We start from the raw sequence: 21,758 nt of genomic DNA, 5'->3' as shown, positions 1-21,758 counted from the left end.
GAGGTCTTATTTTGAAACGCGTAGTTAGCGTAAGTCTTGGTTCTTCCAGGCGGAATCACCGGGTGCAGGTGGAACTGGCGGGGGAGAGTTTTGAAATAAGCCGCCAGGGAACGGACGGTGATTTTAAGAAGGCTATCAGCCTTATAAAAGAGTTGGATGGCAAGGTGGATGCCATAGGGCTTGGCGGAATTGATGTTTATATTTATGCGGGTGAAAAGCGCTATGCTTTTGCCGATGGCCTGAAATTGATGCGGGCTGCTAAGACCACCCCGGTGGTGGACGGCAGTGGCCTGAAAAATACATTGGAGCGGGAAACTGTATGTTACTTGCTCAGGGAAACAAACCTCATTAAGCCCGGTACCAGAGTACTCATGGTAAGTGCCGTGGACCGCTTCGGCATGGCCGAGGCCTTTTCCGAGGCCGGTTGCGATATGACCTTCGGGGACCTGATATTTGCGGTCGGCATTCCTTATCCCATAAAATCGGTACAAAAGCTGAAAAGCCTGGGAAGAAAATTGCTTCCCATAATATGCCGCTTACCGTTTAGCATGTTATATCCAACAGGAAAAAAACAGGATAAACAAAATGAGTCCAGGGCGAAAAAATTTGCCAGTTATTATTATGATGCCGACATTATAGCCGGGGATTTTCACTACATTAAAAAATATTTTCCTCCAAGACTTAATGGAAAAGTAATCGTTACCAATACCACTACCCGGGATGATGTCAAGTTTTTAAAAGACCGGGGTGTATCAACATTGATTACAACGACGCCGGTGCTTAACGGGCGTTCTTTCGGGACCAACGTCATGGAAGGCGTTTTGGTGGCCCTGGCGGGGAAGCCTTGGGAGGAAATTACCGCGGGCGAATACAAGGAAATGCTGGATAAACTTGATTTTAAGCCGCAAATCATTATGCTGCAGGAAGAAGTGGAAGAGGGTACCGCGTGAAACATAAGGCAGGCAGCATTTAACGCTGCCTGCCTTTATATTTATTTGTTAAGCCGGAGCACCGGCCATAAGTTATATTCCCAGGGCCTTATATACTTCAGAATCTACGGCATTATCATATCTCATACCTTTATCCTTTCTGAATTTAATAACCGCTTCTTCCATGCCATTACCCCATATCCCGTCTATGGGCCCCGTGTAATAACCGTGCCGCTTTAAAAGTCTTTGGGTTTCCATAACGTCGGAACCCCTTTCGTTATGGCGCATTATTCGGAAATTAGGACTCCTATAGGTAAAGGGATTACCAATTATAATTATACGGGTTTCTTTCTTGACCCACGGGTAAATTTCTTCCACATTTCTGTTATGCATACGTATACACCCGTGACTGGCATAACTTCCTATGCTGTAGGGTTTATTGGTGCCATGAATGCCGTATATTCCCCAGGGAACCGTCAGGCCAATCCAGCGGGTACCAAAGCCGGTTCCCCAATTCAAGGCTTTTCTCTGTACTTGCCAATTTCCTATGGGCGTGGGGGTTTTGGGTTTCCCAACGGCTACGCTGTATTGGCGGTAAGGTTCACCATTTGATAAAACGATAAGGAGGCAACGCCTGGTATCTATTAAAATATCCACTTTGCCTTTTGGTGGCGGAACTTCATTTCTTATTGCCAGATCATATACCGAGTTTTCCAGGGTCCTCCTGGTAACCGGCCCTACCACTCCGTCAGGTTTTAATTCATTGGCCTTTTGAAAAAGAACAACCGCTTGTTTCGTTTCGGGACCGAAAACCCCGTCCAGCTTTCCTTTATAAAAACTCAATTGTTTTAATTCCTCTTGCAACCTAAGAACATCTACACCGCAGATATTGGGAGTGTCCAGGGCGAGGTCGCGTACCGGTTTAGTGAGTGATGTGCAGGCCGGGCACTTTGCCCGGGCCGGCGGTATCATTATTAAAATTCCGGCTGAGCACAGAACAGTGATAAAAATGGAAATCTGCAAAGCCCGTTTGATACTTATCACCTTCCCGAAAAAATCAACAGCATGTAAACATATTTTACCCTGCCGGGCTCATATATATTAAATAAACTGGACAACCCGGCAGGAGGGATGGTTAATGAAAAAATTTGTTCTGGGAGCAGCTCTATTACTGGTCTTTTTCTTTATCGGATGTTCTGCTACCCCGTCCAATTCCGCCGGTGAGGAGCAGGGGGCAAGGCGGAATCCCGCTAATCCTAGTAAAGCCGGAGATGAAAAGATAACGGGTGAAGAAACCACCACAGTGGTACTTTATTTTGCCGGCGCTGAAGGCTACCTGGTTCCCGAACGGCGGGAAGTGCCCAAGGTAGCAGGTATTGCCCGTAAAACCATGGAGGAATTGTGTAAGGGGCCTGAATCTGAAGGGTTATTGCCTACTATGCCCCGGGGAACTCGCTTGCTGGACATAAACATTAGGGATGGCCTCTGTACGGTGGATTTTTCAAAGGAGCTGGTTGAAAACCACCCGGGGGGGTCTTCGGGTGAACTGATTACGGTTTATTCAATAGTAAATACCCTTACCCAGTTTCCCAGTGTGGAAAAAGTAGTCATACTGGTAGAGGGGCAGCGGGTACAAACCCTGGCCGGGCACTTGGATTTGAGTATTCCCCTGGAAAGAAATCCCGATATGCTAAAAAGTTAATCTCCCCGTGAGGGGGTATTTTTTTGTTATGTTACCGGCGCTCTCGCCTGGGAGCCCCGGCCTTAATTTTGTGTGTGGTACCCTGGAACCTTTTGGGGTGGTATTTAGTCTAATTTTGTAGGAAATTTCTGCAATTCCATTTAGGGAGCGAGGTGGTAAATGTTTGAAATAGTCGATTAGCAAAGGAATTCCATAGAAAGTGTTGAATTGTAAGGAGGGTACTTCCTTGATTGATAAAACCATTTAAAAAAGAAAAGGAGTTTGGCCATGAAGACAGCAAGGAAGATATCCTGGGGTAACATTGGATGGCTAATGGCTGTAATTATAGGGTTGTTTTTTTTATTGGGCTATTCCGGCCAGGGTGCGGCAGCATCAGAGGCAGTGGTAAATACCACGGTATTAAATGTCCGTAGCGGCCCGGGTCCGCAATACGGTATACTGGGCCAGGTTGAAAGAGGATACCGCCTGCCGGTACTGGGACGGGAAGGAGACTGGTATAAAGTTCGCCTGGCCAGCGGTAAAGCCGGCTGGGTGGCCGGCTGGCTGGTGGAAGTAAAGGAAGTTGCTGCACCGGGAGGCAGTCAGCTCGGTTTCAGTACCGGGGGCACGGCCAGGCAGGCAATAGTTAAAGCCAGTATTTTGAACGTGCGCAGCGGGCCGGGCACGTCAAATGCCATAGTGGGCCGGGTGAAACAAGGCGACCGGCTGCCCGTTACAGCTGCTTCCAGCGGGTGGTACGAGGTTAAGCTGCCCGGAGGGGGGACAGGTTGGGTGGCCGGCTGGCTGGTGGAAGTAAAGGAAGTTGCTGCACCGGGAGGCAGTCAGCCCGGTTTCAGTACCGGGGGCACGGCCAGGCAGGCAATAGTTAAAGCCAGTATTTTGAACGTGCGCAGCGGGCCGGGCACATCCAATGCCGTAGTGGGCCGGGTGAAACAAGGCGACCGGCTGCCCGTTACAGCTGCTTCCAGCGGGTGGTACGAGGTTAAGCTGCCCGGAGGGGGGACAGGCTGGGTGGCCGGCTGGCTGGTGGAAGTAAAGGAAGTTGCTGCACCGGGGGGCAGTCAGCCCGGTTTCAGTACCGGGGGCACGGCCAGGCAGGCAATAGTTAAAGCCAGTATTTTGAACGTGCGCAGCGGGCCGGGCACGTCAAATGCCATAGTGGGCCGGGTGAAACAAGGCGACCGGCTGCCCGTTACAGCTGCTTCCAGCGGGTGGTACGAGGTTAAGCTGCCCGGAGGGGGGACAGGCTGGGTGGCCGGCTGGCTGGTGGAAGTAAAGGAGGTTGCCCAAAATCAGGCTGCGCCGGTAACCGGGGAAGCAGTTGTCCGTGCGGATAATGTTAACGTCCGTGGCGGGCCGGGTACAAATCACCAGGTGGTAACACAGGTGAGCCGCGGGGAGCGCATGAATATCCTGGAAAAAGCCGGAGAGTGGTATAAGGTTCAATTGTCCCGTGGTATCATTGGCTGGATAGCTGGTTGGCTGGTCAACGTGGACACTGCTTCAGCTTCCGTACCGGAGCAAGAGCAATCGCAAAACCGGCAGCAAGAGGATAACCGGCAAGAACCCGGAAATTATCCCGGCAGCGGGCATCCGGACAATAACTCCGGAGATGACCAGTCCAATGGCGGTGACCCGGCCAACGGTGACGGCCGGGAAGGGGATGCAAGCCAAGACACCGGTCCCCGCCTGGCAAAGCTGACTATACGGGAAGCCGGTGGCCGTACCGTGGTAACCATTACGGCGACAGCAGCCATGGAGCATAGCATTTTTACCTTGACGAATCCTGACCGGCTGGTGGTTGACTTAAAGGGAATTAGGCCCGGGGATGTCCCGAAAGAGATAGATGTAAACAGTAAGCTGGTAAGTAAGTTGCGCACCGGTTGGTTTAGCAAAAACCCTGATACCGTGCGCCTGGTATTTGATGTAAAGGATTCTGTAATGTTTTCTGCCAAGCAAAATAACGGGGGTAAGGAACTTTTAGTGGAAATATATGTTCCCAGGCTGGGTGAATCTTTAAAGGACAGGGTTGTTGCCATTGATCCCGGGCACGGGGGATATGATCCCGGGGCCAAGGGCCCGACCGGATTACAAGAAAAGGATGTCAATTTGGACGTGGCTCTGCTTGCCGCCCACTTGTTGCGCCAAAACGGTGCCAGGGTAATTTTGACGAGATCAACTGATACCTTTGTAGGCTTGGAAGAGCGGGTGGAGATTGCCAGGCGGGCAGGGGCCGAAATTTTCGTAAGTATACACATGAACGCCAATCCCAGTCCTGAAAAGCAAGGTACCAGCACCTATTACCGGCGCGATAACGTTGCCGGCACGGGAGTTTCCCAGGCCGATAACAGGCTGCTGGCAGAGCAAGTACATTCTGCATTGCTGCAGGCCCTGGGCCGGCGGGACCTTGGTGTATTACAAGCCAATTTTGTGGTTTTGAGCACGGCAACCATGCCCGCTGTTTTGGTTGAAGTTTCCTTCATCTCCAACCCCGAGGAGGAAAGGCTCTTAAGGCAGGATGCCTATAAGGCTAAGGCGGCTGAGGCCGTAGTTAAGGGAATCAGCAATTATTTTGCCCTTAAGGCTTCTTAAAAGTGATAAAACACCGCCAAGGATGTTTCGGCGGTGTTTTTTAATATTTTTTTCCTGATATGGAAAGCTAATAGCAAATTTATATAACAAGCGGCTTCCGGGGAAAACCAGGGAAACTACGGCTAATGAAAACCTCCTTTATCCCTTCCTTTCCACAATTTGGGGCAGTAATATTGTTCAGCGGGAATTGGCTCGCTCTTGCAGGAAATAAAGGGTATTATGGCAAAACTTTTTCCGGGGGGATAACATTGGCGACAAAAGTTGGAATTACCACTACCATTCCGGTGGAAGTTGTTTATGCTGCCGGAATGGTGCCGGTGGATTTAAATAATGTGTTTATAACCGGAGAAAATCCCCATGCGATGGTTGAGGAGGCCGAGCTTGCCGGGTATCCCCGCAATGTATGCGCCTGGATAAAAGGGATCTACAGCACCGTTATAAACAGCGGGGATATAGAAATTTTAATTGCGGTTACCCAGGGAGATTGCAGCAATACTCATGCCCTGATGGAAACCCTGGAGCTGGTCGGGGTGGAAGTGGTTCCCTTTGCGTATCCCTTTGACCGGGACCCGGATCTGCTGCGCCTGCAGCTGGAAAAACTAATGAAGTATTTTGGCGTGGGCTGGAGAGAAGTATATGAGCAAAAGGAGCGCCTGGACAGGATAAGGAGAAAGGTTTGGAAACTGGATGAGCTAACCTGGAAGGAGAACCTGGTCAGTGGCTGGGATAACCACCTTTACCAGATTAATTGCAGTGATTTCGAGGGTGATCCGGAAGGCTTCGGGGCCCGGGTGGATGAATTCCTGAATAATATCAGGAAAAGAACTCCTAAAAATGGTGAGGTGCGCCTGGGCTACATAGGAGTGCCCCCCATTATGGACGATCTCTACGATTACCTGGAAGAGCTGGGGGCCCGGGTGGTGTATAATGAAGTTCAGCGCCAGTTTACCATGCCTTTCGATACCGGTGATTTAGTGGAACAGTACAGGTTATATTCGTATCCCTACGGTATTTTTTACCGGTTGGAGGATATTTTGCGGGAATGTGAAAAAAGGCAGCTGGACGGGCTTATTCATTATGCCCAGAGTTTTTGTTTCCGGCAAATTGAAGATTTAATTGTGCGGCAAAGGATTAACCTGCCTGTGCTGACCCTGGAAGGGGATAAGCCCAACCGCCTGGATGCCCGTACAAAAATGAGACTAGATGCCTTCGTGGAAATGCTGAGGTGAGGGAGATTGTGGTGCGGCGTGGACCTGGGCAGCCGCAATGTAAAGGTTGCCCTTATGGATGAACGGGAAATGATGAAATTTTTTACCTTTGATACAATAAAGTTTTACCGGGAGCGGGGAAGGCTGGAAAACGGCAGTCTTACCGTTGACCTCGGGGGTCTTTTGAATGTAGGGGCCGGGCAGGTAAAAAATGTGGTCAGCACGGGCTACGGCCGGCAGACCGTGAAGCTTAAGGGTGCCAGGGCTATTCCGGAAATAAAGGCCCACGTATTGGGGGCCATTTACCAGACAGGCCTTAAGGATTTTACCTTGCTGGACCTGGGAGGACAGGACAGCAAGGTGGCCCTTGTTCGCAGGGGGAAATTAATGGACTTTCAAACCAATGATAAATGTGCCGCCAGCACAGGCAGATACTTGGAAAATATGGCCGCAGTTTTGGACATAACCCTGGATGAACTGAGCATGTATTACAAAAATCCCGTGGATTTGGCGTCTACTTGTGCCATTTTCGGCGAAACCGAGCTGGTGGGGAAAATTGTAGAGGGCTATTCCCTGGAATCCCTGGCTGCCGGGGTAAATTATACTATTTTTAAGCGGGTAAGGCCCATGCTGGTCAAATTAAAGTCCGATAAAGTGGTTTTTACCGGGGGGGTGGCCCGCAGCCAGGCCCTTCGCCGCATAATCGGCGAAGAACTTAAGGTAGAAGTAATAGTACCTGATAATCCCGAATATGCCGGGGCAGTGGGGTGCTGCTTGACGGCCAGGGACGGATAAAAGAAAGGGTGATTTTTTATGCGCCTTACGGTGTTGGGCTGCTGGGCTCCGTACCCGCGGGCCGGAGGGGCCTGTTCCGGTTACCTGGTGCAGGCGGGAGACGTAAATATAATGCTGGAGGCGGGGAACGGTTCTTTCAGTAACCTGTGCAGGCATATTGATTTCAGAAGATTAGATGTCCTGGTACTTTCCCACCTCCACCCGGACCATTATGCGGACATATATTGCCTGCGCCACGCCATGGAGGGGGCCATAAGGGAAAAGGGCCGTGACGGGCCCCTTAAGGTATATATGCCCGGGGAACCTGTGGAAATCTTTAATTCTCTCCGGGAGAAAGCCGGGCTGGATATTGTTTCCTATGAAAAACTGCCCCGGGAAAAAATAAGGGGATTAGAGATGCGTCGGGCGGAAATAAAAGGTGTGTCCTTGAATTTTCTCCCGGTGCCCCACGGCGTTCCGGGATACGCCGTTTCCATTCAAGGAGATAAGGGAAGAATTGTATTTTCCGGGGACTGCGCTCCCAATGACGACCTGGCGGTCCTGGCCGAAGGGGCGGATATTTACTTAAGTGAAGGAAGCGGGCTGGAACAGGACATCGAGTACCTGTCGGGGGTGCACCATACGGCCCGCCAGGCCGGGGAATTGGCCCGGCGGGCCGGGGTAAAAAGGTTTGTTATCACTCATTTTTGGCCCGAATACCGGGTGGAGGAACTGGTGCGCCAGGCCGGGGAGGGGTACGGCGGCCCGGTGGAGCCGGCTGTTGAAAACAAAAGTTACCGGATTTGATAATGATCTAAAAAGTGAGGAGGTATTTATTGTGGATAGGCCTGATGGCAGAAAACCCGGGGAAATGAGACCGGTAAACATTAAAAGAAATTATACCAAATACGCTGAAGGTTCAGTTTTAATAGAGGTAGGCGATACTAAAGTAATTTGCACCGCCAGTGTTGAAGATAAGGTGCCCGTGTGGCTCAAGGATGAGGGGAAAGGCTGGATGACCGCGGAATACTCCATGTTGCCCCGGAGCACCGAGGTGCGTAAAGCCCGTGAGGCGGTACGGGGCAGGGTAAGCGGCAGGACCCAGGAAATACAAAGACTTATTGGGCGCTCCCTGCGTGCTGTTACCGATTTGGAGGCCCTGGGGGAGCGAACGGTGATTTTGGATTGCGACGTTATTCAGGCCGACGGGGGAACACGCACGGCCTCCATAACTGGGGCCTTTGTTGCCCTGGCCGACGCCCTGGGGAAGATGGTGCGGAGCGGGGAAATTGAAAAAATGCCCCTGCGGGATTTCGTGGCTGCCGTCAGTGTGGGCAGGGTTGGGGACCAGATAATACTGGACCTGTGTTATGCAGAGGATTCCGCTGCGGAAGTTGATATGAACATTGTAATGACGGGCGCCGGTAAATTCGTGGAAATACAGGGAACGGGAGAGGAGGCCTCCTTTAACCGGGATGAGGTAAACCGGATGCTGGACCTAGCTGAGGAGGGTATAAAAAAACTGGTGGATTACCAGCGGGAAGTGCTAGGAGAAATGGCGGAACTAATAAAGGGGTGAGATTGTTGCGCCTGGTGCTGGCAACAAAAAACCAGGGAAAAGTGCGTGAACTGCAGGATATGTTAAAATCCATGGATTTTGAAGTGGTTTCCCTGGCGGAATATCCCGGTGTTCCGGAGGTGGAAGAGGACGGGAATACCTTTTGGGAAAACGCCGTAAAAAAAGCCAGGGAGATTGCTGCAGCAACAGGAGAGTTAGCCATGGCAGACGATTCCGGGCTGGAAGTGGATTACCTGGGCGGCGCGCCGGGGGTTTACTCAGCCCGCTTTGCCGGGGAACACGGGAACAGCAAGGCCAATAATGAGAAACTTTTAAAACTTTTAGAAGGGGTCCCCTGGGAAAAGCGTACTGCCCGCTTCCGGTGCGTGGTGGCCATAGCTACTCCCGACGGGGAAGTAAAAACCGCCGAGGGCACATGTGAAGGAATAATTACCACCGAGCCCCGGGGGAAAGAAGGTTTCGGCTATGACCCCCTCTTTTATTACCCGGAATACGGGAAAACCTTTGCCGAGCTAGACCGGGACACTAAAAACCAAATTAGCCACCGGGGAAAGGCCTTGCGTGCGGCCAGGGAATTTTTAGCCAGGTGGGCAGGTTAGTTTGCCGGTTGAAATCACTGATTGAGGGTTTTTATAATGGTAAAGTGAAATGAGGTTAGAGTTGGAGTGATAATTTTTTGCGTATACTGGTTTTTAGCGACACCCACGGTAAGCTCGATGCTGCCCTAACAGTTATCAAGATGGAGCGGGCGGATCTAATCCTGCACGCGGGGGATTTTTTCCGGGACGCCCGTGGCTTGGCTGCGGTGGCAGGTGTTCCGGTTCAGGGGGTAGCCGGGAACTGTGACCCTCCTGGGGCGGGGCCGGAAGAAGAACTGTTATACCTGGGGGGTAAGAAAATCCTGCTTGCTCACGGCCACCAGCTGGGGGTAAAGACCTCGTACCAGAGGGTATTTTACCGGGCCTGCCAGGAAGAAGTGGATGCGGTGGTTTTTGGCCACACCCATGTACCCTTAAATGAAACTATGGAAGGAATTTTACTTTTCAACCCGGGCAGCATTTCCCGCCCCAGGCCCGGCCAAAGGCCCAGCTATGGTTTGCTGGTGATCGATTCCGAAATAGAGGGACATATTTTTTACATTTAAATGTCCGTGGCTAAAAAAGGAATATAAAAACCTTTGACGCCGGCCCGATTATTATGTATAATATTAGTGCTGTCGCAAAAGGAGAACTGATTTCCTGCGGGCGGGTGTAGCTCAATGGTAGAGCCCTGGCCTTCCAAGCCAGTCGCGTGGGTTCGATTCCCATCACCCGCTCCATTTTTATCTCCCGGTAGCTCAGCTGGATAGAGCAACGGACTTCTAATCCGTCGGTCGGGGGTTCGAATCCCTCCCGGGAGGCCAGAAAAAGGCCAGACGCCGCAAGGGTTTGCGGCGTTTTCGATTTATAGCGAAGTTGGCAGAATTAGCGAATTGGGGACAAATTGGGGACACCTTTGCTTTTTCTAAAGTTCCTTAAGGATATCAACGGACTATACTATAGAAATGTAAAAGCCAGGAGTAGAGATCCTGGCTTTAATTATGCCTTTTTCTTTTTAGTTGTAATATCATTAGTTAGAAATAGGTCTTCCATTTTGTTTGCTGCCTCCTGGTCCAGAGACTTGGCGATGTGGCTATAAGTATCAGCCGTAATGCCTATTGATGAATGTCCCAACCGCCCGGAAATTACCTTCATATGAACTCCTTTTAAAAGCAGGAGAATGGCTGAGGTATGACGCAAGCCGTGGAAGGGTAATTTAGGCAGGCCGTGCTTTTCCATAAATTTAGGAAACCAGCTTGATATAGTATCAGGATGTATCGGAGCACCGTTCCAGGTAGTAAAAACTAATCCACTATCCACCCATATATCAGCCAATTGTAGTTTTCGCTTTGCTTGATCTGCCTTCAGTTTCTTCAAAGAATCCATTACAGGCATGGGAACTGTTACGACCCGGCGCGAAGTCTTTGATTTTGGTTCTTTGAAGAATATCCCCCGGCCCGGCAAGTACTGGCTGGTCTGATTCACCGTTAGAGTATTATTTTCCCAATCAATATCCTGCCAACGTAGACCTAATAGTTCACCCCTACGTAGCCCAGTTCCAACAGCCAGTTGTAATAATACATAGTATTGTAGACTTTCCTTGCTGGCGGCTTCCAGCATAGTTATGGTTTCTTGTTCGGAAAGGAAAGCCATTTCCTTTTTTGCTTTTCGCGGCGGTTTTACTGCATCGGCAACATTACGAGGGATGATCTGCCACTCTAAAGCACATTGTAAAGCCTTATGTATAATCCTGTGAATTTGTGTAATTGTTGTTGGTGATAATCCACCTTTTTTACCGTCTTGTCTGGCCCCGTCTTCCTGTAGTGAGTTATAAAACTTTATCAAATGTAATGGTCTTAGCTTTTCCAGTTTGAGATGACCCAGAGCCGGGATAATCCTTTTTTCAATTAATTGTAAGTAGCGTGCATGTGTTCTGGGTGCAGTTTGTTTCTCAGCATATTCTTTATACCAGTAACGGAGGAATTCTGCCAGAGTTTGCTTAGAAGGTTCAACATATAGACCTTTTTCAATTTCTGCAACCATTTTAGCCAATTCCCTCTCTGCTTGGCGCCGGCTACTGGCTTTGATGGTTTTGGTATATTTTATTCTCTTGCCGTCCGGTCCCCTCCCACCGGAAACGACCAGCCGCCAGGAATTTTTACCGCGCTTTTCAATTGACCCTGCCATTTTAATCCCCCTTTCTCTTAGGAAAATGCAACTTGTTGTTACCAACAAAAAAGCCAGGTTGTCAGATGGACAACCCGGTAGGTTAATAATTACGCTTGGATTTTCCTGAGTCGGCCTATATCAGTTGTTATTTTCTTAGTACTTTCATTCTCTAAGGATTGGAGCCATGCATCGATTGTAGATTTTCGAAAGAGAATGCGGTTACCGAGACGAATATGCGGGAGCTCTTTTCTTTTGGCTAGTTCGTAAACCAGCCATTTAGAGATTTTAAGATATTCTGCTACCTGCGCAGCGTTCATTGTTTCTGCCATAGAATTTACCTCATTTAAAAGCTTTATATAATGACCTCCGTTTTTACGGTAGCAGTAATATTTATTAATCTTGAGGTCCTGGTGCTAGGGAGTTAGATCCTGCTGCTTTTGGTCCATAGTGCCGGTAACTGAATCTCTCCCTGGCTCTCGTTATAGGTATTGACATTAATTAGCGAATTTTCCTTCAAAATTAATGTCAAAGTTTTTAATATTTTTACTCCCTGGGGTACTTATACTTAGATAGTATATTACCCCCAGTTTTCTGGACAATGTTGGTATGGGAAAACGTGGTATCCAACAGTTGCAGAAAGAATATCCCTTGTCCTACCTTTAGCTTTAGCATTATTGTTTTGAATTTCCTTTATTAAGTTGAATTTAATGGTGCTAGTAACCAAAAAACCATACCTTTACAGCCACATGGTGGGAAATGCTTGAGATTATGGTAGAGCTGTTGGGCATTTCTTTCTAGCTCGTCTCAAGTAATAACTTGCGGTGCTCTAATCCCGGACATAGTGGAAAAATGTTGGGCTGGACTTTGGGTGATGGATAGGTGGTCTTCAGGCAATTTCATCATTTATAAATATGCCTTCTTGAAAACTTAGGGGGCCGGAAATCCATCCTTGTTTTTTCCCACCCTTTATGAACATTATACGGCGGCCCTCATTTATGTTGGGCCGCCGTAAGCATATGCTATAAAGCTGATGAAGGGAGATAGTTTCTCTCCCAAGGTTTTTACGATAATTCACTATCTTTGACTTTTAAAGATAATGGTAAGAGTATCAAAATTTGGCATTAATTAGGTAATATAATAGCTCACCAATACCAGGGCTATTTATTGGTTAAGATAATTTATAGAGCTCAGCTAACCAAATATATGTTCTGTTAATAATGTTACATGTTACATAAAACCATGCCCAAGAAATGGGAAGGTCGTAGGGCTGGGGCAAAAGGTTTATTATGTACCGCAACCCGGGTAGGTTATCCGGGTTTTTTCATTGTTGTGAGCAATTATTAGTTATGAAAGGTATTATATATTGGCAAATGCGCAGGACATGTAATGTAATCCTGGTTTCGAACTTTGCGGGTATCCATTTTGAGAGGTGAAGCGTTATGAAGCGTAAGCGGACATTGAAGCACTTAATCTTATCAATAGACCCTAACAGGCATCCGGACGTAGATGTAAAATGGGTAAAAAGTAGGATTAATGCATTGGATTGTGCCTTGCGGGATTACGGTAAGAGGCGCAATTGGGAGTACGAGTTTAATGGTGGTGTTTCTAAAGAAAACCCTCATTCAGGTGAAGTCGTAGCTATTCATGCTCACCTTGTTATCCAAGCCTGCCCAGGTTATACCATTATTGATTATATTAAGAAGTGGTGGGAAGAACGTATTGGTCATGTGAAGATTAAGGAGATTAAGAACCAACACCATTACTACCACCTTATAAATGAATACATTCCAGCACAGGCCTCTGGAAGAATGATAAAACGGCAATTACCAGCTCGAGGTGATTTCACAAAGTCGAGTATTCCCGAAACTGCCACTACTTCTGACGTTACTGAACGAAAGAACCCCGTACTTGCTAACAGAGGTATTAGTAATCCTGTCGATATTATTAATGATCCTGTTATTAATAATGATCCTATAGATACGAAGCCGGTAGTTATTAATGCTGCTGCAATTTATGCGCCTCATGCGGAGGAGTATAGTAGTTGTTACTGTTATACCATTAACACCTACCTGGCTATGGAGATTATAATCCGGTTACTTGGTCAGTTAAAGTTGGCTTTGTTCCTGGCTGCTGCTGCATTTGATTATGAATTAGAGAAAGGCTTCATAGTACCCGGCCAAATTACGGCTGAACACGAATACAAGCTCCGGGAAAGCGTCCCCTGGGTTCCACAACTGAGAAAACAATGTCTCCCATATAATTTACCCCCACAACGACATATTCAACAGCCTAATATTTGCTGGGCATCTACATATTGGCAATAACAAAAGGGAAGGTCACTCTGGAAATAACAATACCTGGTTGTTGCCGGTAAACTTAAGCCAAAACCAGCGACCTACTGAACCTTTACTCGATAGACACCACCAACCTAGTGGGTACGGGGTATTGCCGGTCGCAATACCTCGCACCCTGCTGGCAATCACAATTACAGGTTCCCGAATTGACTTTACGCAGCAGCCTTTTATGTAGTAGGGTAGGCACCTGCAGCCAATATATCTTTACTGGCAGATGCCTGGAAAATACGTACGGCGATAACTACAGGCCAATGACGGGACGGTGCCTTACCATCGGTAACTTTTAAATGGAAATAAGTGGTTTAGATGGTCAATTAAATGAGTATCATGCCGGTATTGATCAAGGGCTGCTGTACTGGGTGATGAACTATTTCAATGGCGGCAGCCTATTAGGTTAATCCCGCCAGGCCCTGGTTACGAAACCTTCGGAGATCGTGAAATGTAGATCGGTCCGATTGCCAGAATGGCCTGGTTAAGTAACAGCCTTAATACCTTGACCTCCATTGGCCAAGCGGGGATTCCGGGTCGAAGTCCTTAAATTAGACTTAAGGTTACCACTACCGCTTACGGTCTACTACAGGAATATTGACAGGTTAATAATCAGCTTGAAAGTAAAGGAGTACGCCTGCCGCCATTAGTGTTCCTGGCTGCCACTGCCACGAGCATGGGAGCCGATATGCCGCCGACAGCCCACGGCCAGCTTCTTGGCCTAAGATTCTTGGCCTAAGATAGGAACAAATTCAACAGGTTAATCAGTTTAAAGCAGCCCTGGCCAGTGAGCAAAGAATTACCAGCAGCGGGTTGACAGCAGCCGGTATTAAATTGTTGCCTTCTCAATGGATTCAAATCAGCGGGATGTAGCCATAAGAGCAGATATCACTGCGCCACTACCATTGGCCCCTTCCTTAACAGTACCATGGTGTGCCCCCGGCGCTGTCCTCCGTTACTTTACGGAAGGTTTATTCATGGCTCCGGTGGCCTGTCGTATGGTTCTTCTTTGGTCAGGAAGGTTCGATCTGAGAGCTGGTCAGGACTAGGGTTGCTATGGTGGCCTCAATATTCGATAGAGGGGGACAGGCTGTCGAATGATATTGCTTTACTTTGGCTGCTGTCCTCAGGTTCATTTTATTATGCTTTTATACTTTTATACTTTTATACTGTTATCCTGTTATATTGCTACCAATCTCTCTAGTTATTTTGGTGTAAGTAGTAAGCCTACCTAGTGCAGAGGTAATTTAGTCTGAGGTTCCGGACTTCTTCAGGCAGTCACAGGGATAATCAGCCGGTTGGTCACAACTATAGAATTCCTGTCATAGGATGACAGTATCCCAGGACAGCAGGATACTGCTATAACAACATCACAGGATTCTGTTATAGCAGTATCACAGGGTAACAACACAACAGTATCCCAGGATGCAGATATGGCAGTATCACTGGATAACAGTATAACAGGATCCTGTAATGATAAATAGCAGCGCAGCTTGCATGATAGCATAGCAGAATCACAGGATGCTGCTATAGCAGGATAACAGGATACTGTTATAACAGCATGAGACGTAGTTAAGGACAGTGCTGTTAATATTGTTACCTAGAATCTCCGTGGCGTCGCACTGGCTGTAGCAGTTGCTCAAGAGAACCTTCTTGCCCATTTTTTGCCAGGGCAGAATAGTGAAGAAATCCTAGGGTACTGTTATACAACTATAATGTGACCACCGGCATGGCCAAGGACGCTTCAAAAGGGCGAACCTGGCTACAGGTCATTGCCAAGTCCGCAGATCTGAATCAGTTATTTGCCGGTCTCCGCACTCAGCAGCCGTAATGCCTCCTATATTTTCTTTGTCGGCAGTATCAGTCCCTGTAGCACAACTTGGAACTAGATGTTGACTTCTGTAGCAGAGCCCTTAATCCCGCTGAGGGTGGCCATTTCGCCAAACAGTGTCTCGTAGTTTACGACCAGCTCTGGGCCAGCGGGATTATCCGGCCCATGCTAGCTGCCAGCTCCGTGAGGGTTATCTGGCCCAGCTTTATTGTCTGGAAGATCAGATCGGCTACTTTATGCATGGTAATAGCCTATACATCCCCATAACCTTTGGTCGCTGCCGAAGTCAAGTTAATGTCGTTGGTGGGTAATGGTCATATTCGTAGCGGCAACCTTAGCGTTAATTTTCATGATTTGGGTTATATTGACTATATTATCGAAGGTCGATATAACCTGATACAGGCCATTGGCTAAATTGGTTATACTCTTGCCAGTGACCACGGCCATATCCTGCATTACTATCTTACTTCATTTTCCAGTGGATATTGCCAGGTATCAACGTGACCACATAAGTCGTAGCCTGGTTGAAGTTTTCGTAAGCGGGTAGTCAGCTCCACGGACAACGCTTTACCGGCCTAAGATAAGATGCTGCCGATGATGTTGTTAAATAGAGAAGGTACCTGCTCCAGGTTGTATTAAGTTAGTTGGGCAACTTCGCTCCGGGCAGGCTATTTTAAACCTTCTTAAGTCTGTTTTCTTGGTTAGCACCGTATAATTGATATAGCTTCTTAGAAAGCAGCTAGGCTGTCAACGGTCTCATTCATGAGCTGAGGGGAACAGAGGTCAACAGCGTCCGTAAAGACTTTGAGCTCCTCTTCGAACATATAGATAGGCTGTACCGGCTGGTGGTGCAGCAGCACGAGGATATCGAGTTCTACAGTCATTCCATGACAGGATTGTAATTATAATGTTAGATAAACAGGGCGGCCGGAAAGGGGACCGCCCTTATATCACAGTAATGTGGGTTTAATACCTGTAGTCGTACCAGGTGTTGCCCAAGTAATATCCAGAATAGTGATCACCCCAGCTGGTATCGGTGTAATATCTGTTACCCAGCCAGTAACTACTTGAAGATAATCCATTACTATAATCAGTGTAATATCTACTACCCAGGCGATAACTCATAGAACTTAAGCCGTTGCTAAAGTCGGTATATAACCTGTTACCGATTCTGTAAGATGTTGCGCTAAGTCCATTATCCCAGTGAATATACCATCTATTTCCTATTTTGTACACCGTTGCAGTAGTACCATCATCATAGGTGTAATAATATCTGTTTCCGATCCAACGGCCGGTGCCGGCGAAGGCTGTAGAGCACCATATAAATACTAATAACGTCGCTAATAAAAGTAAGGCTATACCTTTACGCATATCCTTCCCTCCTTCCATTCTGAATTATTGTTAATTAATTATACAATGTTTGTCTTTTGAAGTATGTCGAAATAATGGGGATGAGCCTTAGAACTTATGTTAATTATAAATTGTTACAATGTTACATTAAGGTAGGACAGCCTTGCCGTTTATGCACTTGAATAGCTTTTTATAGGTTGGGTAGGGATGATTTAGCTGGTTTTGAAGATTGTTCTTAACCCCAGAGGCCATTTTATTCAGATATTCGTAGCTTACCAGAAGTTGTTAAAGCACCCAGTAGATATCCTGGAGGTTTGCATCCAGTAATTGGGGCAGCTTTTTGATTATAACATTACAATAACATTGGTTCTTTTTCTTACCTTCGGAGTCTTTATTGATTGTCAACTGCAGCTCTAAGATCCCGCTCTCCAGGAGTAGTGTAAATTACTGTGATCTTGATATTGAGCTGACGGCCAGCATGGCCATCACATCTAGGCTGATACCGTCTGCCACCAAGTTGTGGTAGAAGGTGTGCCACAGCCGGTGGGGTGTCACTACCAACCCAGTAAGGCGGGTATACTTCTTGACAGCCATCTGTATGACCCTGGTGGTAAAAGGCTTGTTTCTCTTGGGAGAACAGAAAAACCAGGGACTCTCTCCCAGGTTGGTGGACTCATAATTGTAATAGTGCCTTTTTGGCATCGTTATTCAGCGGCACTTCCCGCCATTTAATCCCCTTACCATAACGGATGATAATCTTGGCTTTCTGCTAGGACAAAATAACATCTTCCTTCTTAAGGTAAACACCTTCGGACACCCGCAGCCTTCCTTGGAGTATAAGCATGATTACCGCAGCATCCCTGAAAATATCATACTTCTTTGAGATAGCCCGCAATAGCTGCAGCTGTTCCTTCTTTGATAACCATTTCGCTCTCCTTCTAGGCCATGCTGGCAATATCCTCCTTTTAATAGCCCATTTACAAAATACTAAGGGCTACCATTGCTTTATTATAAGTGGCTGGTTTCTTATTACTCATTAAGCAAGCGTTTATACTTGCTAAACTCAACGGGTGTAAGGCAGGAAGGGGAGAAGACTTCTCCCATTGATTTTCATACCAGAGAGAAAATAGACTCACCTGCTGGTCTTTTTGTCGGTGCTAATTAAGTATTGTTCAAATTCCGTTAACCGCTCCGGGGTAACTGTATCCATACCATTATCCCTCTCAAGCTTGTGTATCTATATTTCCAGCAGATTTGGTTTCGCTTATTCCGCGAAATGAAAAATACTCTGTAATTATAGGATTTAAAGCTTTATAAAATGGCAAAAAAGTTCTAATTCTTTGCAGGAAATTTATATAATGTATAGAAATATTGAATTATTAGAATAACTTACCTTATTAAGCAGTATATGCCAACACATTTCAACAATATTTGGCATTATGACACCTAGTACCTTTACACTGCTAAATATATCAAGTTTACTTTCGCCATCTTATTGTATATTCTTGTTAGCTTTATTTTTAAAAACCGGGCAAACCGGTCGAAAGACCGGGACGCAAAGCTATGGGCCTAAGGCTTTGAAAGCTATGGCTGCCAAGCTGCTTAAAGAATGCTTGATTTTTAATCAAAAGCGGCCATAAGCAGCATGGTCGTTTTTTCTGCTTTTAGTGATTACTAAAATAAAATACCTAACCCAACAGGCTCCTTTCCTATAAATGACAGAAAGTTTGTTCTTTCTAAAAAAGATCGAGCAGCTACCCTTGATATGGAGCCCTGCACCCATGTTTATAGGGGCCAGCGCAGAAGCCATCGCTTTGCTTTGCGGCTCCCATCAAATAGAGTAATAGGTTACATATGCCTCAAAAGAGCAACTCATAAATAAATTAGGAAGGTGAGAAAAAAATGTCTGCAGCCCTGTATAGTTTTATATTCGGTAAAATGACAGGCTTAAATATGACTTCTGGGTTAATGTCCTTACCAATGGTCGGAGATACACTTGGCGACTACTGGGTTGGCGATATCTTTGGTGACAAGTCATTCATCGTGCAGGAAAACCTTGATGGCAGTTATGACATAATCGACGCGCTTGGTAGCCAAGGAAGTATAATTGCCGGTTCTCTTCAGCGTAATCATTTCGGTGGATTTGATTTTTATGAGGGAAGCAGCGTTTTGGGACATAAAATTGGCAGTTCACGTCCTAATGTTTTTGGAGGAGAAACTTTTGAAAGTGCAGATGGTGGGATAGAGCTTACATCCATGCCAAATGCCATGGGCGGGCATTCAGTGTTCCAAGACGGTCACCTCGTCTTTTCTTCGGCATCCAATGGGATGGGGGGCGAAACCGTCGTGTCCGAAAGTTCAAACCATGCCGATATCGAATACCCAGAAGTGGATTTCATAAGGGATTTTAGCCCTCTGGGCCACGTAGAAAATATGAGTACAAGTTTAGATTTCTCTGAGGTGCACGACATTCTTGAAGGTCTTGATGCCATAGATGGTGTCAGCAGCGGCCTCGATATTTTCGACTTGTTCTAAATGTTGGGGGGTTAATATGAAAGTAAGCTATGCACAACTTGAAACTTACTTTCGCCAGCCAAAATCGCAGTACCGCGACCTGGAAAATCACTTGAAACAAAAACTGCCTTCCAATATTTTTAATTACCTTGCAAAATATATCCCTGCAAAGGCCAGTGCAGATGTAAAAAAAGCGATAGCACCGATAGAATCAAGGCTTTCAAAGCTTGTTAAGTTAGAGCGAGAGGCTAAACGTGAAGATTGCACTCTTTCCTTTAAAGAGCTCATGGAGACATATTTCCGTGTGGCAAACCCAAAAGAGCTTGCCGAGGAAATAGAGCAGTTATTTGACTTTACACACCTACTAAATGAATATAAGGTACTCCTTGATAGTCTAGCTAAAAACCTCCCGGACAAAAGATTAGCTCAGCGGTACTGCTTTTCGGATAAACTGGCGGGACTCCTGCGGTCTTCGATGGCTATACATTCCAAAGAGCTTGCAAGTAAGCTGAGGGAATTAACAATAAGTATGCATCAATTTGTTGAGACTACCCGGGAAATATCTGCACAAAAGGATGTAAAAAAAGTAGCAACCGTGGCAGGTTCTATCCTTGGGGCCATTGCTATTCCCATTCCCTTTGTTGGAGGGCGAATAGCCAGGGGGATTATTAACGAAGCATTTGGTCATGATAGAAAACTGGTTAATGCAGTAAATAATATAGATAATAGAGAGAAAGAATTCATAAAACAGCTAAAACAATTTCTTAACTTCTATGAAGAAGCCTACAAGCTTACTTTATTGACCTTTTTCGGCGGGCTAGCGGAGAAGCTCACAGAAGACCTCCCGGCCCTTGGGTTGGAGTTCAAAGGTGTAGACCTGGAAAGTAAGCGGTTTTATATAAATCTTGTGCCGAAAGCACAGAATCAAGTCCAAAAATGGTTTGACTATATATCAAATAACATTTCGAAAATGCTTAGTAATAATGAGTTAGAAAAGGCGTCAACTGCTATATCTGAATTGTATGAATATGTAACTAATTTTCATCCAGTTGCTCGGGTAAAAATAAACGGCAGGAGTATAGGATACTTTACAGCAATTTATTATGCTGCTGTACTGGTTAAGTCAGCCGAAAAGGATTGGAACAGCGGCAAGCGTAAAAAAGCGGTAGATAAATACCTCTATATTTTCTCTGACTTGAGCCATGCTCTTGAGTGCAGTGACCTTAAGAGCATATGTTCTCTAACTCTGGAAGATATTGCAGCGAGAATTATAGCTTACGCAGGTACCCCGTCCGTAAAGACAGTAGAGGCTGATTCGCTGTATAAGTCCCTGCTGAACTTCACTGCTACCAAGTACAACGAGCTAAAGGAGGGCAGGGAGGAATTTCCAGGTGAGCAGCTTTCGGACGGTTTTTTAACCCTTATCTGGGTCCTTGCTACCTACCTTAAAGAGAATGGGCGTTTCTGGCCTGAAATCAAATCTATACATACTCTGATTAACCGCTCCAGGGCTGAGGCTTTTAAGGCTGTGGTCCGTAATCGAGAACTAAAACAGCTGCCGGGAGACTTTTACCGACAGGTAAGAAAAGAGGTAATAGCTTCTGTAATCCAAAAACTTATCTGGGTTACGGGTGCAGCAGGTCTTGCCACGGTGATTTATTATCTTATAAAGTAACGGAGTTGATCTCCTATGCTGGAGTTACTGGCGAAAATACTAGCAGTGGGTCTGATTGTGGTGCTGGGCATTCTCCTACTGTCATACGCCTGGCCGATTTTGGTGCTTATCCTGGTGTATTTTATGGTAAAAGCTTTGTGGAGTGCTTTGTAAGAGAGGGGTTTTACCCACGGCTGGTACTCTAACATTTAAGCATTTTCTACTAATATTACATACAGGAAGAAGGGCTTATAAAAAAGGTGGGTTATCCTTTTGCCGGAGGTATGCGAGTGTAAATACAATTTCACACTAAATCTGGTGCTTATCGCAGATGGGATCTCCTAAAGTACCACAAATGGTAGAACAGTGAAGGTTATCCTTAGGGCTAAAAGAAGAAAGAAATTTCTTTGGAGTGTCTATTTAACCATGCCGACTCCTACGACAACATAACTAGTGACCGCCCTTGCCGCAAGGCCATGTCCCATGATGAAACCGTAGCCGAACTTAAGAGGTATGCCGGTATTCAGTTTAACCTA

The 21,758-nt window shown here is 46.6% G+C and carries 20 protein-coding genes, 2 tRNA genes and 1 riboswitch; of the genes, 16 read left to right on the top strand and 6 right to left on the bottom strand.

Going from position 1 to position 21,758, the window contains the following annotated elements; genetic code table 11:
* Positions 1-11 precede the first annotated feature (11 nt).
* A complete protein-coding gene (locus ACX4JR_RS13530; RefSeq protein WP_476058545.1) occupies positions 12-950 on the top strand; it encodes a quinate 5-dehydrogenase in 939 nt (312 codons plus the stop codon).
* 72 nt (positions 951-1,022) lie between these two features.
* On the opposite strand, the gene ACX4JR_RS13525 is transcribed toward ACX4JR_RS13530, so the two are convergent.
* Positions 1,023-1,973: a L,D-transpeptidase family protein gene (locus ACX4JR_RS13525; RefSeq protein WP_476058544.1), complete on the bottom strand. Its 951-nt coding sequence runs from the start codon at positions 1,971-1,973 to the stop codon at positions 1,023-1,025.
* A 94-nt stretch (positions 1,974-2,067) separates the two neighbouring features.
* On the opposite strand from ACX4JR_RS13525, the gene ACX4JR_RS13520 reads away from it, so the two are divergent.
* From ACX4JR_RS13520 to ACX4JR_RS13475, 10 genes are all read left to right on the top strand, one after another.
* Positions 2,068-2,631 carry a GerMN domain-containing protein gene (locus ACX4JR_RS13520; protein WP_476058543.1) on the top strand — a complete coding sequence of 188 codons (564 nt, stop codon included), beginning with the start codon at positions 2,068-2,070 and terminating at the stop codon, positions 2,629-2,631.
* Positions 2,632-2,898: 267 nt separating this feature from the next.
* Entirely contained in the window at positions 2,899-5,223 is a 2,325-nt protein-coding gene (locus ACX4JR_RS13515; RefSeq protein WP_476058542.1) for an SH3 domain-containing protein, read from the top strand.
* A 308-nt stretch (positions 5,224-5,531) separates the two neighbouring features.
* The gene (locus ACX4JR_RS13510) at positions 5,532-6,452 is read left to right on the top strand and encodes a 2-hydroxyacyl-CoA dehydratase family protein (protein ID WP_476060571.1); all 921 of its coding nucleotides are present in this window, start codon (positions 5,532-5,534) and stop codon (positions 6,450-6,452) included.
* 6 nt (positions 6,453-6,458) lie between these two features.
* Positions 6,459-7,226 carry an acyl-CoA dehydratase activase gene (locus ACX4JR_RS13505; protein ID WP_476058541.1) on the top strand — a complete coding sequence of 256 codons (768 nt, stop codon included), beginning with the start codon at positions 6,459-6,461 and terminating at the stop codon, positions 7,224-7,226.
* A gap of 18 nt (positions 7,227-7,244) precedes the next feature.
* On the top strand, positions 7,245-8,012 hold the full coding sequence (locus ACX4JR_RS13500) for an MBL fold metallo-hydrolase (protein WP_476058540.1): 768 nt from the start codon (positions 7,245-7,247) through the stop codon (positions 8,010-8,012).
* Positions 8,013-8,076: 64 nt separating this feature from the next.
* Entirely contained in the window at positions 8,077-8,784 is a 708-nt protein-coding gene (rph, locus tag ACX4JR_RS13495; protein WP_476060570.1) for a ribonuclease PH, read from the top strand.
* A gap of 5 nt (positions 8,785-8,789) precedes the next feature.
* Positions 8,790-9,383: an XTP/dITP diphosphatase gene (locus ACX4JR_RS13490; protein ID WP_476060569.1), complete on the top strand. Its 594-nt coding sequence runs from the start codon at positions 8,790-8,792 to the stop codon at positions 9,381-9,383.
* Positions 9,384-9,460: 77 nt separating this feature from the next.
* Complete coding sequence (locus tag ACX4JR_RS13485) at positions 9,461-9,928, top strand: metallophosphoesterase family protein (protein WP_476058539.1); 468 nt, start codon at positions 9,461-9,463, stop codon at positions 9,926-9,928.
* A gap of 100 nt (positions 9,929-10,028) precedes the next feature.
* A tRNA-Gly gene (locus ACX4JR_RS13480) sits at positions 10,029-10,102 on the top strand.
* Positions 10,103-10,109: 7 nt separating this feature from the next.
* A tRNA-Arg gene (locus ACX4JR_RS13475) sits at positions 10,110-10,186 on the top strand.
* Between the two features lie 175 nt (positions 10,187-10,361).
* Here ACX4JR_RS13475 and ACX4JR_RS13470 read toward each other — a convergent pair.
* On the bottom strand, positions 10,362-11,405 hold the full coding sequence (locus ACX4JR_RS13470) for a tyrosine-type recombinase/integrase (RefSeq protein WP_476060568.1): 1,044 nt from the start codon (positions 11,403-11,405) through the stop codon (positions 10,362-10,364).
* 233 nt (positions 11,406-11,638) lie between these two features.
* A complete protein-coding gene (locus ACX4JR_RS13465; RefSeq protein ID WP_476058538.1) occupies positions 11,639-11,860 on the bottom strand; it encodes a helix-turn-helix domain-containing protein in 222 nt (73 codons plus the stop codon).
* 1,110 nt (positions 11,861-12,970) lie between these two features.
* Here ACX4JR_RS13465 and ACX4JR_RS13460 point away from each other — a divergent pair.
* A complete protein-coding gene (locus ACX4JR_RS13460) occupies positions 12,971-13,855 on the top strand; it encodes a hypothetical protein (RefSeq protein ID WP_476058537.1) in 885 nt (294 codons plus the stop codon).
* A gap of 2,255 nt (positions 13,856-16,110) precedes the next feature.
* A complete protein-coding gene (locus ACX4JR_RS13455) occupies positions 16,111-16,251 on the top strand; it encodes a hypothetical protein (protein ID WP_476058536.1) in 141 nt (46 codons plus the stop codon).
* A gap of 181 nt (positions 16,252-16,432) precedes the next feature.
* Here the strand turns inward: ACX4JR_RS13455 and ACX4JR_RS13450 are convergent, their stop codons facing one another.
* From ACX4JR_RS13450 to ACX4JR_RS13440, 3 genes are all read right to left on the bottom strand, one after another.
* Positions 16,433-16,588, bottom strand: coding sequence for a hypothetical protein (locus tag ACX4JR_RS13450; protein WP_476058535.1), 156 nt, complete (start codon positions 16,586-16,588; stop codon positions 16,433-16,435).
* Positions 16,589-17,498: 910 nt separating this feature from the next.
* A complete protein-coding gene (locus tag ACX4JR_RS13445) occupies positions 17,499-17,756 on the bottom strand; it encodes a tyrosine-type recombinase/integrase (RefSeq protein ID WP_476058534.1) in 258 nt (85 codons plus the stop codon).
* 67 nt (positions 17,757-17,823) lie between these two features.
* Positions 17,824-18,009 (bottom strand): hypothetical protein, encoded by a 186-nt coding sequence (locus ACX4JR_RS13440; RefSeq protein ID WP_476058533.1) that lies wholly within the window; start codon positions 18,007-18,009, stop codon positions 17,824-17,826.
* Between the two features lie 565 nt (positions 18,010-18,574).
* Positions 18,575-18,660: riboswitch (cyclic di-GMP riboswitch) on the top strand.
* A gap of 296 nt (positions 18,661-18,956) precedes the next feature.
* Between ACX4JR_RS13440 and ACX4JR_RS13435 the strand changes: the two genes are divergently transcribed.
* The 3 genes from ACX4JR_RS13435 to ACX4JR_RS13425 are packed head-to-tail and all read left to right on the top strand — an operon-like array spanning position 18,957 to position 21,396.
* Complete coding sequence (locus tag ACX4JR_RS13435) at positions 18,957-19,589, top strand: hypothetical protein (protein WP_476058532.1); 633 nt, start codon at positions 18,957-18,959, stop codon at positions 19,587-19,589.
* A 16-nt stretch (positions 19,590-19,605) separates the two neighbouring features.
* Positions 19,606-21,243: a hypothetical protein gene (locus ACX4JR_RS13430; RefSeq protein WP_476058531.1), complete on the top strand. Its 1,638-nt coding sequence runs from the start codon at positions 19,606-19,608 to the stop codon at positions 21,241-21,243.
* A gap of 15 nt (positions 21,244-21,258) precedes the next feature.
* Entirely contained in the window at positions 21,259-21,396 is a 138-nt protein-coding gene (locus ACX4JR_RS13425; protein ID WP_476058530.1) for a hypothetical protein, read from the top strand.
* The last annotated feature ends 362 nt before the right edge of the window (positions 21,397-21,758 follow it).

It is taken from the genome of Desulfofundulus sp. JL263-se, from assembly GCF_056316025.1.
This window is presented reverse-complemented; position numbering and strand designations above follow the sequence as displayed.

Coding starts and splice junctions, on each gene's coding strand:
- ACX4JR_RS13520 (WP_476058543.1), top strand. CDS start 2,068: ATGAAAAAATTTGTTCTGGGAGCAGCTCTATTACTGGTCTTTTTCTTT.
- ACX4JR_RS13515 (WP_476058542.1), top strand. CDS start 2,899: ATGAAGACAGCAAGGAAGATATCCTGGGGTAACATTGGATGGCTAATG.
- ACX4JR_RS13510 (WP_476060571.1), top strand. CDS start 5,532: ATGGTGCCGGTGGATTTAAATAATGTGTTTATAACCGGAGAAAATCCC.
- ACX4JR_RS13500 (WP_476058540.1), top strand. CDS start 7,245: ATGCGCCTTACGGTGTTGGGCTGCTGGGCTCCGTACCCGCGGGCCGGA.
- rph (WP_476060570.1), top strand. CDS start 8,077: ATGAGACCGGTAAACATTAAAAGAAATTATACCAAATACGCTGAAGGT.
- ACX4JR_RS13470 (WP_476060568.1), bottom strand. CDS start 11,405: ATGGTTGCAGAAATTGAAAAAGGTCTATATGTTGAACCTTCTAAGCAA.
- ACX4JR_RS13465 (WP_476058538.1), bottom strand. CDS start 11,860: ATGGCAGAAACAATGAACGCTGCGCAGGTAGCAGAATATCTTAAAATC.
- ACX4JR_RS13460 (WP_476058537.1), top strand. CDS start 12,971: ATGAAGCGTAAGCGGACATTGAAGCACTTAATCTTATCAATAGACCCT.
- ACX4JR_RS13450 (WP_476058535.1), bottom strand. CDS start 16,588: ATGACTGTAGAACTCGATATCCTCGTGCTGCTGCACCACCAGCCGGTA.
- ACX4JR_RS13445 (WP_476058534.1), bottom strand. CDS start 17,756: ATGCCAAAAAGGCACTATTACAATTATGAGTCCACCAACCTGGGAGAG.
- ACX4JR_RS13435 (WP_476058532.1), top strand. CDS start 18,957: ATGTCTGCAGCCCTGTATAGTTTTATATTCGGTAAAATGACAGGCTTA.
- ACX4JR_RS13430 (WP_476058531.1), top strand. CDS start 19,606: ATGAAAGTAAGCTATGCACAACTTGAAACTTACTTTCGCCAGCCAAAA.
- ACX4JR_RS13425 (WP_476058530.1), top strand. CDS start 21,259: ATGCTGGAGTTACTGGCGAAAATACTAGCAGTGGGTCTGATTGTGGTG.